The organism is Vibrio variabilis (assembly GCF_003263785.1).
GTDB lineage: Bacteria > Pseudomonadota > Gammaproteobacteria > Enterobacterales > Vibrionaceae > Vibrio > Vibrio variabilis.
This window is the reverse complement of the sequence record NZ_JYJK01000073.1, coordinates 60,725-78,168: the sequence shown is the minus strand read 5'-3', so window position 1 is coordinate 78,168 and position 17,444 is coordinate 60,725. Positions and strand designations below refer to the sequence as shown.

Sequence of the window (17,444 nt, the reverse complement as noted above, 5' to 3'; positions counted from 1 at the left end):
ACTGGCACCTATGTATGACCGACAACTAGAGTTAAGCGCTGCCAAGCAACGTATTGAAGTCCAACCGTTGTTCGTACAAGATGGCTACGATCTAAAGCAGGTCGTCGATGTGCCAATTTTTTATCCTGCCAATACTTATCAATTTATGTTTAAACACCATGGCGAAACCGACCATTTGTACCACGCCACCATTGATATGGTGACGGGTGAGATGCTTATTGAGACTAAATCCTCGACTCAAGTTGTTGAATGAGTTCTCAAACTGATATTTCTCAATTATGAGAAGCCTATCGTATCGAAATCCCATGTTAGCTGTCCTAGTCTCTTAAAAATATCACTGCTAAAGGACTAGCTTGATGATTCTTTCCACCTGCTATCGTTATTTTTTGGGATCCACCATTGGGATGCTATTGCTATCCGGCGGACCAGTAGCGTCAGCGTCAGATAAGGCAAGCACCGTACACCTGTATAATTGGGAAGCGTTTTTGTCGGAAGAAGTGGTCAGGAACATAGAAACCGAACATCATCTCCACATAAAAGAAACCTATTTCTCCGACGAGTCGGTTCGTGATGAGCTGCTGCTGAGTAAGCGCCGTAACTCTATTGATCTTGTTGTCATCGAAAGTGTTCGCCTAAATATGTTGGCGAACCAAGGCGTGATGCAACCGCTTACCGAGATAAGAGCAGAGCTGAAGTCGCGTTTTGACAATCGGTGGTTTGAGCAGTGTGGTGATTACGGTGTTCCGTACGCTTGGGGAACCAGTGGACTACTGTACAGAAAGTCTGCATTCGAAAAGCCTGTAGATACGTGGCTGCAGCTCATTGAGCCCCAAGAGCAGTTGCGCGGTCGTGTATCTATGTACTACCACCCCGTCGACCTCATCGGCGCAGCTTTGCTCGCCCACAATAAAGACCCATTTTCCGATGACAACTATGACTTAAAGCTTGCCTATCAAGCGCTAAAAAAACAGCGACCCTACTTGAACTCGACCGACTATGTATTAGATGCCGTTGATGATGCCAGTTTACTTGAGAGCACAGATTTGGCATTTGGTTTTTCCGGTGATGAGTACGTGTTAAATGAATTCAACACGAATCCAGATGGAGAGTGGCAATACGTTGTGCCCAAAGAGGGCACATTTGTTTGGGTGGAATGTTTGGCCGTACCGTCAGGGATTATCACTAAACCACAAACCAAGCAGGCAATAGATTACTTAACTAGGCCAGATGTTGCCGCGAAAAACGCGCAAGATGCTTGGTTTTCTACACCAAACTCAAATATCGAACGTTACCTTGATAAGGAGTACTTAAGTGATCCGGTGATCAATCCATCTCCAGAGCTTATTGAGAAGAGCTACGCCTACAGAGAAGTCGGTGACTATGGCTTATCCATCAGACAACGAATTGTGAAGGATCTCAAGTAACGATGAAGTTGGTTCAGCGCCTACATTTTGCTCTGACGCCTGTGGTCTGTGCGTTGGTGATATCTGCTGGGGTCATTGTTTACCTTTGGCAAGTGAACGAGTATCGGACACTAGAGCGAGAGCGTTGGTTAAATCGCCTATCTAGCGCTTTGATTGCGGCTGAGTATGAAAGCCGTGCGATGGGGTTTCTCAGTGGTGAGCTTGCTGGATCAGAACAATTCGTTCGACACTTGCAAGATACAGGTGACTTCAGTGTAAGAAACTTTTTGGATGCGCATATTGCTCACCTAATGTCTGAGAAACGCACTGAGCAAATGGGCGCAGTACATCTATTTGTTATCGATGACTTGTTTACGATTACGGCCGCAAACGGCGCGAGCGATCCTTTTTCAGCGCGTGAGCTACCCAGTGATATCTATCAATTAGTCTTTGATACCCATGTTTTAGTGACGCTTGGCGAGCCATTTACTCGAAAAAGAGAAGTGTATATTGCTGCTAACGGTGAGCTGAGGGCGACGGTTATTAGCGCTCACGATCCTGTGCACGCTCTGGGTGAAAAGCGCTCTCTAACGCGAAAGAATCGCAGCTTAATGGTGATTGATGCACCATTACTTCAAATCAACAAACTGATTGAGACTGTGAGCCAATTTCCCGATGTGTCTTTGTCCTTTGGTTCGATCAAAAATTATGAGCCAGAGATTTCTCATACTCAAATTGAAAACGCGTTTATTGATGGCGAGGTATTTCAAGTCAGCGGCTTTGGTATCTCACTGGAGCTGACCATCTTGGATAGCTACTTCAGCCCGTTTAAGCGTGAGTTATTGGCGAAGACGTTGGGCTATGTGGCGGTGATCATTGTCACCTTGCTGTCGATTGTACATATTGTGGTTAGGCTAAACGTTACTGGGCCAATACAAGGCTTACTTGCAGACATTCAACGTGGTGGGCTAGAGCTTAGGTATTTCAAACGCTCAAAGGGGAATAGCGAAGTCGCGGTGTTGCGCAATGCTACATCGACAGTTTGACCAAAGTTAAGTTTGAAGCTGAGTTTGATAATCTCACTAAGCTTGCCAACCGAAAATCCTTCATTGAGTATGTGGATCAACGTGTTGCTAGCTACGCCAACGACAGCAGTTATTTAGTTGCTTGGGACATTGTTAATTTCAGACGCATCAATGACATTCATGGTCAAGGCTACGCGGATCAAGTCTTGGTTAGGCTCAGTGAACAACTACTTCTGTTGACTAATCACAATCAGAACAAGATGGGGGTAGGGTGCAGCGATTATTCGATGAGTCGCTATGGGTCAAACACTTTCTGTGCCGTATTAACCTCCCCCACTTTAGACAATGCCAAAGCGCTCGCCTCTTTGTTTAGAACGCGCTTTTTCAAAGCCTTTCAGTCTTCAGGCTTTTCCTCTCACATTGAAGTGGCTATGGCGGTGATTCCTCTAACTAACAATCAGCATGTCAAAATGTGGCAAAAAGGCTAGAAGAGGCGCTGAGCAAAGCCAAACAGGTCACCAACGGTTTGCCCATCAGTGTGTTTGACGATGATCTACTTAGTGAGTTGAGTAGAAAGACTGATATTGAGAATCAACTACTCAGTTGCATTAAGGATGGTGCGTTTGAGCTCAACTATATGCCCCTAGTTAATGCAAGGACATCACAAATTGAAAGTATAGAATGCTTGATCCGCTGTCCTGTTTTGCGAGATGTAGGGGTGGGTCCAGATGAGTTTATTCCTATCGCAGAGCAAGCCAATGTGATTATCGAGATAGATAAATGGGTATTGGACAATACTCTGTTTGAATTGGCCAAAATGACCAAAGAGTGTGGTTACACGGGGTGTGTATCGATAAATGTGTCGGCTTTAGAGTTATACAACGACAGCTTCATTGAACACTTGTGCAGCGTTTGCAGTAGCCATAGTGTCGAATACTACAGAGTGATATTGGAGATCACTGAGACCAGCTATGTGAAGAGTACTCAGGAGACGATCACAATGATCAGCTCGCTCCGTGACTTGGGCTTTAAGATCTCTGTCGATGATTTTGGCACAGGATTTACCTCCATTAATCAACTGCTTCATTATCCCGTAGATGAACTCAAAATTGATAAGACCTTTGTCGACCTAATCCTTTTGCAAGGCGATGAAAAGAAAATGCTCAAATCCATTATCGCGTTAGGGCACAGTTGTGGTGCAAAAGTGGTGGGAGAAGGGGTGGAGACCCAACTGCAAAATGAGTACCTCAACTCATTAGGGTGTGACTACTTACAAGGTTATTACATAAGCAAGCCATTAACCTACGTGGGCTTTTGCAACTTCTACAACAAACTAAACTCCAACTCAAGGCATGAAAATGTAACTGAGTTAATCACCCGCAGTGATAATTGACTTAACTTTCCAGTACAGTGACGAGTAACGGGCATCCTTCTTTATGTTATAGCGGAGCGGTAAAGGTATTTACAGCGTTAGATCAAGTCAGTTTCTAACGGTCTTCTTGATAGCTGCGTTAAACGCTCTAGTAGATGGTCGTTTTCCAAGTCGGGGTCATAAATCACACTGACATCTAATACCAATGCCATGTCAGACAAATCAACCGGTTGTGAGAGCGCACTTTTTAACTCTCTAAGGTGGTTTTTACCGCTAGACTTGTTGCTTTTTCTATGCAAAACAATAAATTGGGCACCACTATAACGGTAGACACGATAAGTTGGGTCAACGATAGACATAATTCGTCTTGCGGTCGCTTTAATGATGACGTCGCCGTAATCAATACCATAGCGTTGATTGACCTCGAGCACATTATGGACACGGATTGACAGCAACTCGTAGCTGCTCCACGATGACTGGTCTTTGATGTCTTCGTTTAGTGACGCTCTATTAAGCGCGCCTGTTAGTGCATCAGTACGATGAATTTTCTTCCGTAGGCTGGCATCAAGCCAAAACACGTATGAAATAAACGCAACCAGCACCACGAGTGTAATTGAGCTCGCTTTTTGCAACGTCAATAACTGTTCTAACTCGCTACGATATTGCTCTGAAATTGGATTTTCTATGCGGAATTTGTCATTAATAAATCGGATGATTTGGTCGAAGTTCAATTGGATCCTTTTCAGCAAAGGCTGCCGCAAGTCAGGTTGTATTGCGGTAAGTTGAAGTGACTTCTCCAAGCTTTGGAACTTCTCAAACTGCTGTTCAAAAAACAGTCGGTAATTGGCTTGGGCGATAAATCGGGAGGACTCTTTGCTGGTTAAAATGATATCAAACCGGCTCCAAGTTAAATCGTAGGCGAGGCTGACGTTAGCCTCGTCATAGGGTGTGATGCTGACTTGAGTGATCAGATTCGAGTACTCTTTAACCAATTGTAGAACAAACCAAGTCGCTTCGTTTTTTCGCTCTGATAGATCCGTATTAATGCTGTTAATACGGTCGATAGTGAAGAGGTTAACCATGAGTACCAGCGATGTAAGCGCGACAAGAATGAGCTTGGCAACATTAATGGGTATTTTATTAATGATTGATTTGAGCATCGCCGTTCACCCCTAAAACACTTTAGTATCTTATTTCTTTGAGTTGCCAAATCATCTTCGCGTGATAATCGGTATTGTTAATCTCAGGGTATTCAGAAAGAGGGAAAATAAGCCAGAATGGGCCTTTGTCGCGCACGGTCATTATTTTGCCATTTTTCCGATTGGCGATAATGGGCTGGTAATTTGCAATATCCTCAACGACGACTTCGACTTGATAATCATTTAAAGCAACAAACGTCATGGTTTTAGGGATTGGCATTTTCATGTGTTCAAAAATATCCGCCACTTGAACGCCAGAAAAGGAGTTCACGCCCTCTAACCAAGGTAACTCTGTAGCGATCTCGGCTTGTGGAAACTCGGAAAAGTCTTGGTCGGACAGCGTTTTGGTGGTCATTCCATTGCTAACGAGACTAAGTTGAGCGGAATGAGTGCTGAATACGAATAAAGCCAGTAGAACTGTGAACCATCGAGTCATATTTGCATTTCCTTTATAATTCATTATAGGAAAAGTCTAGGATCGCGTTTGGTCACGTCAAGGGAAATACCCATCGAAAAGTAGCCAAAAAAAAGCCGAGTCCCAATGGGAACTCGGCTAACATCATTTATAAAAAGTGAGCTTTAAAGCTACTATTTATTTTAATTGAGAAGTGTTTTCGCCGTGCTCACGACATTTTCTGTAGTGAAGCCAAACATCTTAAAGAGTTCACCTGCAGGCGCAGACTCACCAAAGGTAGTCATACCCACGATCTTGCCACCAAAGCCAACGTACTTGTACCAGAAATCGGCAATACCCGCTTCAACTGCAACACGTGCAGTCACGCTCGAAGGCAGTACAGACTCACGGTATGCTTCGTCTTGCTTGTCGAACACATCTGTTGCTGGCATAGAGACTACGCGTACCTTTTTGCCTTCTGAAGTAAGCTCAGCTGCTGCATTAACCGCTAGCTCAACTTCAGAACCTGTGGCGATAAGAATGAGCTCAGGTGTGCCTTCACAATCTTTCAGTACGTAGGCACCTTTTGCGATGTCAGCGACTTGCTGTGGGTCACGCTCTTGCTGCGCAAGGTTTTGGCGAGAGAAAATAAGCGACGTAGGGCCGTCTTTACGCTCAATGGCAAATTTCCAAGCGACTGCTGACTCAACTTGGTCACATGGACGCCATGTGCTCATGTTTGGCGTTAGGCGAAGTGATGCCATTTGCTCAACAGGTTGGTGCGTTGGACCATCTTCACCCAGACCGATAGAGTCGTGAGTGTAAACTTGGATGTTTTGCACCTTCATTAGCGCCGCCATACGCATTGCGTTACGAGCGTATTCCATAAACATTAGGAAGGTTGCACCGTAAGGTACGAAACCGCCGTGCAGAGCGATACCGTTCATGATCGCTGTCATACCGAACTCGCGCACACCGTAGTGAATGTAGTTGCCTGACGCGTCTTCAGCGGTTAGAGATTTAGAACCAGACCACATAGTTAGGTTAGACGGAGCAAGGTCAGCAGAACCACCTAGGAACTCAGGTAGCATTGCACCAAACGCTTCTAGCGCGTTTTGAGAGGCTTTACGAGAAGCGATGTTCGCAGGGGTTGCTTGAAGATCGGCAATAATTTGTGTTGCTTTCTCTTCCCACTCCGCTGGTAGTTCACCATTTATGCGGCGTTTGAATTCAGCTGCCAACTCTGGGTAGGCTGCTTCATACGCTGCAAGTTTCTCGTTCCACGCTGCCTCTTTCTCAGCGCCCGCTTGTTTCGCATCCCACTTAGCGTAAACGTCTGTCGGAATTTCAAATGGACCGTGCTCCCAACCTAGTTGTTGACGAGTTGCCATAATTTCGTCTGCGCCTAGAGGTGCACCGTGACAGTCGTGTGAGCCTGATTTGTTTGGTGAACCAAAGCCGATGATGGTTTTAGTACAGATAAGAGTAGGGCGCGGATCCGCTTTAGCCGCTATAATCGCTGCATTGATAGCCTCTGAGTCGTGACCATCTACTGCTGGGATAACATGCCAGCCGTAGCTTCAAAACGTTTAGGTGTATCGTCTGAGAACCAACCTTCCACTTCGCCGTCGATTGAGATGCCGTTGTCATCCCAGAACGCAATGAGTTTGCCAAGGCCTAGTGTGCCTGCAAGTGAACATGCTTCGTGAGAGATACCTTCCATCAAACAACCGTCACCCATGAATGCATAGGTGTAGTGGTCGACGATGTCGTGACCTTCTTTGTTGAACTGAGCTGCTAGTGTTTTCTCAGCTAGTGCCATACCGACAGCGTTTGTAATGCCTTGGCCAAGAGGCCCCGTCGTTGTTTCGATACCCGGTGCGTAACCGTATTCTGGGTGACCTGGTGTTTTCGAATGAAGTTGACGGAAGTTCTTTAGCTCTTCGATTGGTAGCTCATAGCCTGTTAGATGAAGCAATGAGTAGATCAGCATTGAGCCGTGGCCGTTTGATAGCACGAAACGGTCGCGGTCAGCCCATTCTGGGTTTGATGGGTTGTGGTTTAGGTGTGAACGCCAAAGAACTTCAGCGATGTCAGCCATACCCATAGGTGCGCCAGGGTGACCAGAGTTAGCTTGTTGAACGCCGTCCATGCTTAGCGCACGGATAGCATTAGCGAGATGTTTACGATCCATAATACATTCCGAAAAAATTGGTTATAAAGAGAGAAAATTGAAGAGGGGAACGCAAACGTTCCCCTCTAGAAAATGATGTGGATTAAAGCTTAGCTTCAATCATCGCCTCAAGTTTGCCTTGGTCGATAGCGAAGTTACGGATGCCTTCTGCCAGCTTCTCAACTGCCATTGGGTCTTGGTTGTGCTCCCATAGGAATTCAGCGTGAGTCATTGCAGCAGGACGCTCTTTAGAGCCTTTAGAGTCAACTAGCTTCTCAACAACTTCACCTTGTGCTTCTTCTAGCTCAGCAAGCAGCTGTGGGCTGATAGTTAGACGGTCACAGCCAGCGAGCTCAAGGATTTCACCTGTGTTACGGAAGCTTGCACCCATTACTACAGTGTTGTAGCCGTGGTCTTTGTAGTAGTTGTAGATACCCGTTACAGAAATCACGCCTGGATCTTCTGATGCTTCGAAGTCGCGACCTTCTTTCGCTTTGTACCAGTCCATGATGCGGCCAACGAAAGGAGAGATTAGGAAAACGCCGGCCTCCGCACATGCACGTGCTTGAGCGAATGAGAATAGAAGTGTTAGGTTACAGTTGATGCCTTCTTTTTCTAGGATCTCTGCTGCACGGATGCCTTCCCAAGTGGAAGCCAGCTTAATAAGGATGCGGTCGTTTGCGATACCTGCATCATTGTACATTTTCATTAGCTGACGGGCTTTCGCTACGCTGCCTTCCATATCGTAAGAAAGACGAGCATCAACTTCTGTTGAGATACGACCTGGGATGGTTTTTAGAATTTCTTTACCGATGTTAACTGCAAGCATGTCGCAAGTGTCTTGTACTTGTTGTGCTTTGTCGTCGCTTTGAGATTTCGCGTACTCGATAGCTTGGTCGATAAGAGGTGCGTATTCTTCGATCTGCGCCGCTTTTAAAATCAGAGAAGGGTTAGTTGTTGCGTCTTGTGGTTGGTACTTGCGAATCGCTTCGATATCGCCAGTGTCTGCAACAACAGTAGTGAGTTTGCGAAGTTGCTCTAATTTATTGCTCATCGGTTCGTTCCTATTCTAGAGGGCAGAGAATTTGAGACTTAGCCTCGAAATACAAATGCTAAACAGCGGTTCAAAGATTCACTTAATCCCCAACACCGCCAAAAGACTGCTTGGTCACGAGCGTCTACAATTGCCTGAACATTTGCATCACTCGTGAGTAAATGTTGAAGTCATATTTACCCTATGCACGATTAAAGTCAACCAAATACTAGTACAAAATCTGTTATTACTAGGGTTATTTTTGGTTTTTGCAGGTTCGCACAAATTTGTGGAGCAAAGATAGTAAACGTAAGGGCTCTAGCTTAGTGAAGGTGGTGAAAAATTCCGCTGAGAAATTGTAATGAAGGTGAGCGAATGATATGGTGTCGATATGTTTGAGCATATGATTGAGCTTTGAGCCAATGCTCATTTTTATAAAATCCTTGTGGTAAATGCATCGATGAAGAATGACAACAACGAAACCAGCAATGACTTACTGACCGAAATCGCGGTGGCCTACTATCAAGACGGGGCGACACAAGAGGAGATATCAAAGAAGTTTGGTGTCTCTCGTGCCAAGATTGGCCGTTTACTCAAACAAGCTAGGGATGAAGGTATCGTTGAAATCACGGTTAAATATCACCCGGTTTACAGTGCCAAGATTGAACAGCGACTTATTGAGCGCTTTGGCGTTAAACGAGCGCTGATTGCCCTCGACCAACCAGATGAAGAGTCACAGCGCATGCAAGTGGGTGGCTTAGTATCTAACTATTTGGCTCAAACCCTTCGAGGCGGCACTGTTGTCACGGTGGGGCAAGGTCGAAATGTGTCGGCGGTTGCTCATCATATGGGGGTTATTGCCCCGCGCGATTGTAAGTTCGTGTGTGGTATCGGTGGTATCCACCCTAGAGGCGGGCGCTTCAACGCAGACCATATCTGCCGTCAATTAGCAAAAAAGTACGGTGGCACTTCCGAAACACTTTATGCACCTGCTTATGCTGAAAATCGCGACCAGAAAATGGCCTTTATGCAGAACGCGACTGTAAAGCAGACGCTAGACTTGGCTCGCAAAGCTGACGTGGCAGTCGTCGGTGTCGGTGACATGAGCGAGAACAGTTACATGGTGGATTTAGGCTGGTTCACAACTGACGAAGTGGTTCAGTCTCGTTTGAACCAGGGCGTTGTTGGGGATTTCGCTGGCTATGATTTTTTCGATATTCAAGGAAGAGCGGCCAATACTGTAATGAGTGACCGCGTCATCGGGTTGGGACTTGAAGAGTTTCGCCGGATTTCAGAAGTGATTGCGATTGCGTCCGAAAACAGTAAGCCAATGGCACTGCTTGGTGCGCTTCGCACAGGGGTCGTCGATGTTGTCGCAACCAGCGTAAGCAACGCACTGACAGTACTCAACCTAGATGAACAGATGTTAAGTCTGCCAGACAGCCCACAACAAGATTAGGAAAACTCCGTCTCTTTAATGACATCAAGCAGAAATGAATAGCGCGCGGCTAGCCGTTTACGTTTCTTCTGCACAAAGTATAGGGGCTCACTCACGAGCTCCACTGTCTGCCAGACATCTACCTTATCTTTATATTCTGAATACTCGATAGCGACCTTAGGCAATACGGTGACGCCAATTCCCATAGCGACAGGCTGCAAGATCTGACTGTGCTGGTTGATATAGCTAACTTTTCGAAAGTCTTGCCACTCAGCACCTTCTAACTCAGCAAGCCCACTTTGATCAATCAACTTTTGCAGATAGTACTGAGCATCAGGGTGGTCGATAACACCCAACTGTTCTAGTGCGTCTCGTGGGCTAAGTTTGGCGACCGAAGACTTTGAGCCAATCAGGCACAACTCTAATTGCCCCAAGTGCTCTGCGGATAAATCCGGGTGCTGTGGTACTGCTGTCACAATGCCAGAGTCTATGCTGCCGTTGGCGACACTTTCTATGACGCGTTGATTAGGAGCGGCTTCGATGTTGACTCTCAAGCCTGGGTACTGCGTCTGGAGATGAAGAAGTTTTGGATAAAGCGCCGTGCTTATCGCGCCAGATGCCGAAAAACTGAGGTTCCCGGATTCAGGATCATCGTATTTGAGTTTTTCCAGTAATGAAATCTCTCGCTTGGCTAAATCACACGCGTAGTCGTATACCAACCGTCCTTGCTCAGTCAGTTCAAAAGTTTTTCCTTCCCGAGTGATCAACTCAGCCTTGAGGCTTGCTTCGAGCTTTTTGATATGCTGGCTAACACCAGGTTGAGTCATGAACAGCTTTTCGGCTGTTTGGGTAAAGTGACCAATCTCTACTAGAGTTTTAAACGTGTTAAGCCAGGTTGTGTTGATCATGCTGCCTATGTTCAATAAAAAAGTATTATTGAACATAGGCTATACGATTAAAGTATGCAATGCTAGGCGGGATGTTTAGAAAGGGAAGACCGGCTGCTAAGCGCCGTATAGTCCGACTAGACCTCCAGCGGCAAGTCTTTCCTTTGCCCCCATTCCGTCCACGAACCATCATAGACTGACAAGTTAGTGTATCCACATATATGAGCACCAAGAGCGAGGATACATGCGGTTACGCCGGAGCCACAGCTGAACACCAAATGCTCGCGTTTACTGCCACTGATGGATGCAAACAGAGGTGCTAACTCTTCTCGAGGCTTTAATGTACCGCCTTCCATAAGCTCGGCAAATGGCAAACAGACTGCGCTCGGGATGTGGCCGCTGCGCACGCCTTCTCTAGCTCTGGAGTTTCTCCCTTAAAACGAGCCAGAGAGCGAGCATCGACGATGCGAGCATTGCGCTTTTGCGCGTGGTCTAATACTTGCTCTGCCGATAAAAAATAGTGGCTGTCGAGTGATTGAGATAGCTCAGCAGCCTGTGGTGTTGAATAGTCACTACCCACTTCGTACCCAGACTCTTTCCATGCCGGAAGACCGCCAGAAAGCACGTATACCTTTTCAATACCTAATGACTTTAACATCCACCAAGCACGTGGTGATGCAAACGTCCCAGAGTTGTCATACACGACGATGGTGCTAGAGGACTGAATCCCTAATTCAGACGCGAGAGCATTAAAACGCTCAGCCGATGGCATCATGTGTGGCAGCGTGGCGTCTGGATCGCAAAATACCGTATCATAATCAAAGCGCTGTGCCCCTGGTATGACACCGCTTTTGTCTTTTTGCGGCTCAAGAGGAATTTGAAACTCGATGCTGGCATCAAGAACTATGGTGTTAGGGTTGGCGGCAAGTTGTGAGTGAAGCCACTGGGGAGAGACGAGAGTGTTGGTCATAAGCCACTTCCTTATTATTGTTCTATTCCTTATTTTTAGGATGCAGGCTAATCGCGGCGATGTCTATACCCGCTTTCTTGGTACAAACTGAAGTGTGAGCATGGTCAGCGTGGTAAGCACTGTCCAAGTTGGTAGGTGTCGGTCTTACCCAGAGAAGAAGAGATGACGTTGAGCTCGACTTGTGAGCCGACCGGGCATAGAGAGGTTTGATTGGCAACTAATCTCGTTGTTGAACCATCTGCGAGCTTCACTACCATATAGTGCCGATTGCCATCAAGAGACTGAGTGAGGACATGGTTTTGCACAGTCGCTGTGACAGTACCATCTATTTCAGGGCTTGTTACTTTGAGCAACACCAACAACAGACTTACGCCAGCAAGAAGAAGGATAAACGCAATAGCGAGCGGTTTCATGCGACGTACTCCTTTGTTGGTGTTGAATAGAATCAGCTACAGACGGGGCATTGTTTAGATTTAGGCAGTCCCATCTCGCGCCAGCTTAATTTGAGTCCATCAAATAGCATCAACTTGGCGACTTTTGGTGTGCCATAGTCGGCAATGACCTTGATAGCTTCCAGTGCTTGAGTCGCTCCAATGATCCCGACGATAGGCGACATCACACCCGCCTCAACACAGCTTAGGCTGGTTTCTCCGAACAGCGCGCTTAAACAGCAGTAGCATGGTTGCGTGCTGTCTTGATAGGTAAAGACGGAAATTTGTCCTTCCATACGAATTGCAGCGCCGCACACCAAAGGGATTTTATGCCGATAACACAGACGATTAAGTTGGTTGCGTGTTTCCACATTGTCTGTCGCATCTAACACAAGCGTATGTTTGATGATTTGCGTTTCAAGCTCTTCATCACTCAAACGCTTATCAAAGGTGTGAACGATGAGATGAGGGTTGAGCTTCTCCAACGCTTGCCTTGCTGAGTCCACTTTCTTCAGTCCGATGCTAGTGTCATGATGCAGCACTTGGCGCTGCAAGTTTGATAGCTCGACCACATCATCATCTACCAAGTCAAAGTACCAACGCCCGCAGCAGCAAGATATTGGCTGGCAGCACAGCCGAGGCCGCCAGCACCGATGATAAGGATAGAAGATTGCTTGAGGGCTTCTTGACCGTCGAAATCAAAGTTTTTCAGAATAATTTGACGGTTGTAGCGAAGCATCTCTTCATCAGAAAGAATATCCAAAATCACCTCTTAGAACAGTGTTGGATTGAACAATTGGATCTGTACAGTTTCACCAACGTCTACTGAGCCACGTTCACGCTCTAACACGACAAAGCAGTTGGCTAGGCTCATGGAGCGGAATGCACCAGAACTTTGGTTACCCGTCGTTTCCACAACAAATTGGCCGTCTTCAATGCGATAGATACCGCGCTGATAGTCGGTGCGCCCCGGCGCTTTCTTGAATGCGCTGCGAGTAATCGCTGGGATAGATTCAGGCGCTTTCCACTCACTGTTACCACCCAGCTTCGCCAGCAGAGGTTGAACCAAAACATACATAGTCAGTACAGCCGAAACCGGGTTTCCTGGAAGACCGCAGAACCATGCATTATCAAGCTCGCCAAAAGCAAAAGGTTTACCTGGCTTAATCGCAAGTTTCCAAAAACCGATTTGCCCAAGCTCTTCGAGAATATCTTTGGTGTAATCTGCTTCACCAACGCTTACGCCGCCAGAGGTGATCACGACATCGGCCACTTGCTGCGCTTTTTCAAATGTCGCTTTTAATGTCTCTTGGCAATCAGGAATAATGCCTAAGTCGATGGCTTCACATCCAAAGTTTTCAATCAGTGGCTTAATGCCGTAGCGGTTGCTGTCATAGATTTGTCCCGGCTCTAGATCGCTACCGAGTGGTTTAAGCTCATCACCAGTTGAGAAAAATGCCACTTTGGGTTTGCGATACACGTTAATGTGGCTGATGCCAAGTGTTGCAATCATTGGGATGTCACGCGCAGTTAGGCGAGCACCTTTGTTCAACACCACATCATTAGCACGAATATCATCACCAGTCGGGCGGATGTTCATGTTGGTTTTGATGTTTGGCTGATCAAAGGTGATAAGGTCACCTTCTGTAGTGGTATTTTCTTGCATGATCACCGCGTCACAGCCCGAAGGGATTTGAGCGCCAGTCATAATGCGAATGGTAGTCTGCGCTGGCCATTCACCTTCAAAAGGAGCGCCAGCAAATGATTTTCCAACCATTTTCATGGTGGATGATTGATCGAAATCGCTAAGGCGAATGGCGTAGCCGTCCATCGCTGAGTTATCAAATGGTGGGACATTGATTGGAGAGAGAATGTCTTCTGCCAATACATACCCTAGCGCTTCAGCGAGCGGCAAGGTAATGGTATCGATAATTGGCGTGATTGGTGTGAGCATTTTATTCAATGCTTCTTCTATAGGCATCAAGCCCGGTGCGTCGCAGCAACCCATAAGATAAGTCATCCTAATTGAATCTTTAAAACCCATTGACTGTAACACATTTTTGCCAGCGAATGGCTTATCCCTTTGGATAAAAGCGACGATTTGAACCACAAATCATTGCAGTTACAAAGCAATACGGAATTTGTGGGTGTAATTCACATTAAATCCGAGTATCCTTGTCTGCCTTACGGGAGTTAGTGCGAGGAAGTAAGATGTCAGGTTTAAGTGAATCAGCAAAATTGGTGAAAGCAGCGTTATCAGAGCGCGGTTTGGAGACACCAATGTTGCCCAATGAGGTATCGAGAGAAGAAAAGAAAGAACGTATTGAACACCACATGCGTGAGATCTTAACTCTACTTCAATTGGATCTCGCCGATGACAGCTTGATGGAAACGCCGCAACGCATCGCAAAGATGTATGTGGATGAAATCTTCTCTGGTCTTGATTACCAGAACTTCCCAAAAATCACCGTCATCGAAAACAAAATGGACGTCAGTGAAATGGTGCGTGTTAAAGACATCACGGTGACCAGTACTTGCGAACATCACTTGGTGACTATCGATGGTAAAGCTGCAGTGGCGTACATTCCACGTGGTAAAATCATCGGCCTATCGAAGATCAACCGCATTGTCAGATTTTTCGCTCAGCGCCCACAAGTGCAAGAGCGCATGACACAGCAAATTCTAGTTGCCCTGCAGACACTACTCGAAACAGATGATGTAGCAGTGACCATGGACGCCGTTCACTACTGCGTGAAGTCACGCGGTGTGATGGATGCGACCAGTGAGACAACAACAACCGCTTTGGGTGGAATTTTCAAGTCTAACCCAGCAACACGTCATGAGTTTTTGCATGGTTTGCGCTAAATCTCTCGAATGTAAATAAAATACAATAACGCCTCTAAATTAAGAGGCGTTATTGTATTTGTCACTGCTTTTCGTTCATACTATTGATTACATAAAAGATTTAATCAGAAAGAATCGGCATTTTTATAAGTGCACTATAACGATTAAAAGCACAATCAGCCGTGGCAATTCTTTCTGTTGGACTGGCTAGATGAACCGACTGCAAAAGATCTACAACTACGCTGAGCCTAATATGTCGCTTGTAGTGATAATGGGTGGTGCGGGTTTCCCTCTATATTATTGGGTTTGGGAGTACTTATTTCCTCAAGCTTATGAAAATCTAGGCTTGAGGCTTCTGTGTACTGCCTCCGTGTTTGTGATGGCATTCCGCAATCACTACAGCAATCGAATTAAAAAATTTCTTCCGGTTTACTATCTTTTTGCGATGGGACTGTGCCTTCCTTATTTCTTCTTTTTCATGATGCTAATGAATGGGTGGTCTGACGTTTGGGTTTTATCCTTTATGTCGTCTATTTTCATTCACATTCTGCTCGTGCACGATACTCGAATGATGTTCCTACAGGCGTTTGTTTGTTTGGTTTTGGCGAGTTTAACGGCTACTACATTCAAGGGCCAGAGCTGAACTTTTCAGAGCATCAATCGTACATCCCCATTTTTGCGTTTACTTATGTGTTCGGCAACCTATTTTACTTTCGTAATCAAGTTGAGCACGAAGCTAAAGTGTCTATTGCCAAGTCTTTTGGTGCAGGGATCGCTCATGAGATGCGAAACCCGCTTAGTGCACTCCTTTCTTCGTTTGAGGTCGTTCGAGCAATAGTACCAACCAGTAATTCGTCTTACCGAAACTCACATCATTTGAATGCGCAAGAGATCCAAATTCTGAATGATATTATTGAAGATTCGATGAAAGTGATATGGACAGGAAATGAAACCATTGACCTACTACTCACTTCTATCGATCAAAATAGAGTATCAACCTCTACGTTCTGTAAACATCGAGCAAAGAAAGTTATCGAGAATGCTATTGATAGTTATAGCTACAAGAATGCGACAGAAAAGAGACTCGTTACTCTAGAAATGGACACAGATTTTGAGTATCTGGGCAGTGATACCTTGCTAAAGTATGTCATCTACAATCTGCTAAAGAACGCTTTTCGTCATCGTGGCACAGGTCGTTTCAAAATCACCGTATCCTCAAAAAAGACGTCCGATGGCTACAGTGTATTTATCAAAGATACAGGGCAGGGCATCGAGCCACAGCTTATTAAGAATATTTTTGAAGATTTCTACACCACAGGTAAAAACGGCACCTTTGGTCTTGGTTTATCGTTCTGTAAGAAAGTGATGAAATCATTTGGTGGCAGTATTGTATGCCGCTCAGAATTTGAAGAGTGGACAGAGTTTGAACTTATATTCCCGGATAGTGAGTCAACACAAGTCGCCACGATTAAGCAGGAACTTATGAAAGCAAAATCCGTGTTGTTTATCGGTAATGAGCTGGGTGTATTAGACAGCGATATTAGGCAGGTAGCACTGGAGGCCGATTTAAACCTGACTCACAAGACATTGGCCGAGGCCGTTGACTTAGAAGAGCATCAGTTTGAATACAATCTCATCGTTATCGATGGTGATCTAGATGCCGCTGGCTGGGCACTCATGTCACGTCTTGAAGGCAAACTTAGTTTTACTGAAGGACGCATTGCCTTCATACATGATGAAAACTCTCCACGCAATCTGTATTTCCAACGTTATGTCGATATTCAGTTGTTTAGTATTCAGAAGTTTGTTCAAGATCCATCTGCAGCCGTCGACTACCTGTTGTTTGACGATTTTGATGTTGAGCAGCCGGCGCATTCATACAACGAAATCTCGACCAAGCGCACAGTCATGATTGTCGATGACAATCACTCATTGCGTTCCATTACAAGTATTATGCTCGAAAAACAGGGGTTGCATGTCATTCAAGCAGATAATGGTCAGACCGCTTTGCAAACTTTGGAAGAAGAAGATGTTGATTTGATCCTAATGGATATTGAAATGCCTGTTATGGATGGGCTCACAGCCACAAGGCGCATTCGACAGTCTGAAAGCCACTATGCTTCGATTCCTATTGTTGGTTATACCGGGGATAAGAGTGAGGAGACAGTAGTTAAAATCAACGAGTATGGAATGAATGACTATCTGGTTAAGCCGACGCCAAAAGATGAGCTTATCGATAAAGTTGCCACCTGGATTTACTGAGTTCTAACGGAAA

At 45.7% G+C, this 17,444-nt stretch carries 14 protein-coding genes and 3 pseudogenes; 8 read left to right on the top strand and 9 right to left on the bottom strand.

Annotated elements, in window-relative coordinates:
- The first annotated feature begins 10 nt into the window (after positions 1 to 10).
- The 5 genes from TZ48_RS11215 to TZ48_RS11195 all read left to right on the top strand — a co-directional run bounded on the left by TZ48_RS11215 (position 11) and on the right by TZ48_RS11195 (position 3,821).
- The gene (locus tag TZ48_RS11215) at positions 11 to 253 is read left to right on the top strand and encodes a hypothetical protein (RefSeq protein ID WP_112479209.1); all 243 of its coding nucleotides are present in this window, start codon (positions 11 to 13) and stop codon (positions 251 to 253) included.
- Positions 254 to 356: 103 nt separating this feature from the next.
- Positions 357 to 1,424 (top strand): ABC transporter substrate-binding protein, encoded by a 1,068-nt coding sequence (locus TZ48_RS11210; RefSeq protein ID WP_112479208.1) that lies wholly within the window; start codon positions 357 to 359, stop codon positions 1,422 to 1,424.
- A 2-nt stretch (positions 1,425 to 1,426) separates the two neighbouring features.
- Positions 1,427 to 2,449, top strand: coding sequence for a hypothetical protein (locus TZ48_RS11205; RefSeq protein ID WP_112479207.1), 1,023 nt, complete (start codon positions 1,427 to 1,429; stop codon positions 2,447 to 2,449).
- Entirely contained in the window at positions 2,446 to 2,916 is a 471-nt protein-coding gene (locus tag TZ48_RS11200) for a diguanylate cyclase domain-containing protein (RefSeq protein ID WP_162674551.1), read from the top strand. The genes TZ48_RS11205 and TZ48_RS11200 overlap by 4 nt, the downstream gene beginning before the upstream one ends.
- On the top strand, positions 2,901 to 3,821 hold the full coding sequence (locus TZ48_RS11195) for an EAL domain-containing protein (protein ID WP_112479205.1): 921 nt from the start codon (positions 2,901 to 2,903) through the stop codon (positions 3,819 to 3,821). The genes TZ48_RS11200 and TZ48_RS11195 overlap by 16 nt, the downstream gene beginning before the upstream one ends.
- A 77-nt stretch (positions 3,822 to 3,898) precedes the next feature.
- Here the strand turns inward: TZ48_RS11195 and TZ48_RS11190 are convergent, their stop codons facing one another.
- From TZ48_RS11190 to tal, 4 genes and pseudogenes are all read right to left on the bottom strand, one after another.
- Positions 3,899 to 4,960, bottom strand: a complete 1,062-nt coding sequence (locus TZ48_RS11190; protein ID WP_112479204.1) for a diguanylate cyclase domain-containing protein — start codon at positions 4,958 to 4,960, stop codon at positions 3,899 to 3,901.
- Positions 4,961 to 4,982: 22 nt separating this feature from the next.
- On the bottom strand, positions 4,983 to 5,435 hold the full coding sequence (locus TZ48_RS11185; protein ID WP_112479203.1) for a putative pterin-binding protein: 453 nt from the start codon (positions 5,433 to 5,435) through the stop codon (positions 4,983 to 4,985).
- Positions 5,436 to 5,596: 161 nt separating this feature from the next.
- Positions 5,597 to 7,587 (bottom strand): annotated as a pseudogene (tkt, locus tag TZ48_RS11180) (transketolase).
- Positions 7,588 to 7,669: 82 nt separating this feature from the next.
- Positions 7,670 to 8,620: a transaldolase gene (gene tal / locus TZ48_RS11175; protein ID WP_112462527.1), complete on the bottom strand. Its 951-nt coding sequence runs from the start codon at positions 8,618 to 8,620 to the stop codon at positions 7,670 to 7,672.
- Positions 8,621 to 9,059: 439 nt separating this feature from the next.
- Between tal and TZ48_RS11170 the strand changes: the two genes are divergently transcribed.
- Complete coding sequence (locus TZ48_RS11170) at positions 9,060 to 10,058, top strand: sugar-binding transcriptional regulator (protein ID WP_112462941.1); 999 nt, start codon at positions 9,060 to 9,062, stop codon at positions 10,056 to 10,058.
- Here TZ48_RS11170 and TZ48_RS11165 read toward each other — a convergent pair.
- The 5 genes and pseudogenes from TZ48_RS11165 to moeA all read right to left on the bottom strand — a co-directional run bounded on the left by TZ48_RS11165 (position 10,055) and on the right by moeA (position 14,333).
- A complete protein-coding gene (locus TZ48_RS11165) occupies positions 10,055 to 10,945 on the bottom strand; it encodes a LysR family transcriptional regulator (protein WP_162674550.1) in 891 nt (296 codons plus the stop codon). The two genes, TZ48_RS11170 and TZ48_RS11165, sit on opposite strands and share 4 nt — an antisense overlap.
- A gap of 116 nt (positions 10,946 to 11,061) precedes the next feature.
- Positions 11,062 to 11,894, bottom strand: a pseudogene (locus TZ48_RS11160) (sulfurtransferase).
- A gap of 104 nt (positions 11,895 to 11,998) precedes the next feature.
- A complete protein-coding gene (locus TZ48_RS11155; protein WP_112479201.1) occupies positions 11,999 to 12,307 on the bottom strand; it encodes a hypothetical protein in 309 nt (102 codons plus the stop codon).
- Between the two features lie 32 nt (positions 12,308 to 12,339).
- A pseudogene (moeB, locus tag TZ48_RS11150) lies at positions 12,340 to 13,064 on the bottom strand (molybdopterin-synthase adenylyltransferase MoeB).
- Positions 13,065 to 13,097: 33 nt separating this feature from the next.
- Positions 13,098 to 14,333 (bottom strand): molybdopterin molybdotransferase MoeA, encoded by a 1,236-nt coding sequence (gene moeA / locus TZ48_RS11145; RefSeq protein WP_112479200.1) that lies wholly within the window; start codon positions 14,331 to 14,333, stop codon positions 13,098 to 13,100.
- Between the two features lie 203 nt (positions 14,334 to 14,536).
- On the opposite strand from moeA, the gene folE reads away from it, so the two are divergent.
- A complete protein-coding gene (folE, locus tag TZ48_RS11140; RefSeq protein WP_112462532.1) occupies positions 14,537 to 15,190 on the top strand; it encodes a GTP cyclohydrolase I FolE in 654 nt (217 codons plus the stop codon).
- A 570-nt stretch (positions 15,191 to 15,760) separates the two neighbouring features.
- A complete protein-coding gene (locus TZ48_RS11135) occupies positions 15,761 to 17,431 on the top strand; it encodes a hybrid sensor histidine kinase/response regulator (protein ID WP_239670803.1) in 1,671 nt (556 codons plus the stop codon).
- Positions 17,432 to 17,444: the final 13 nt, after the last annotated feature.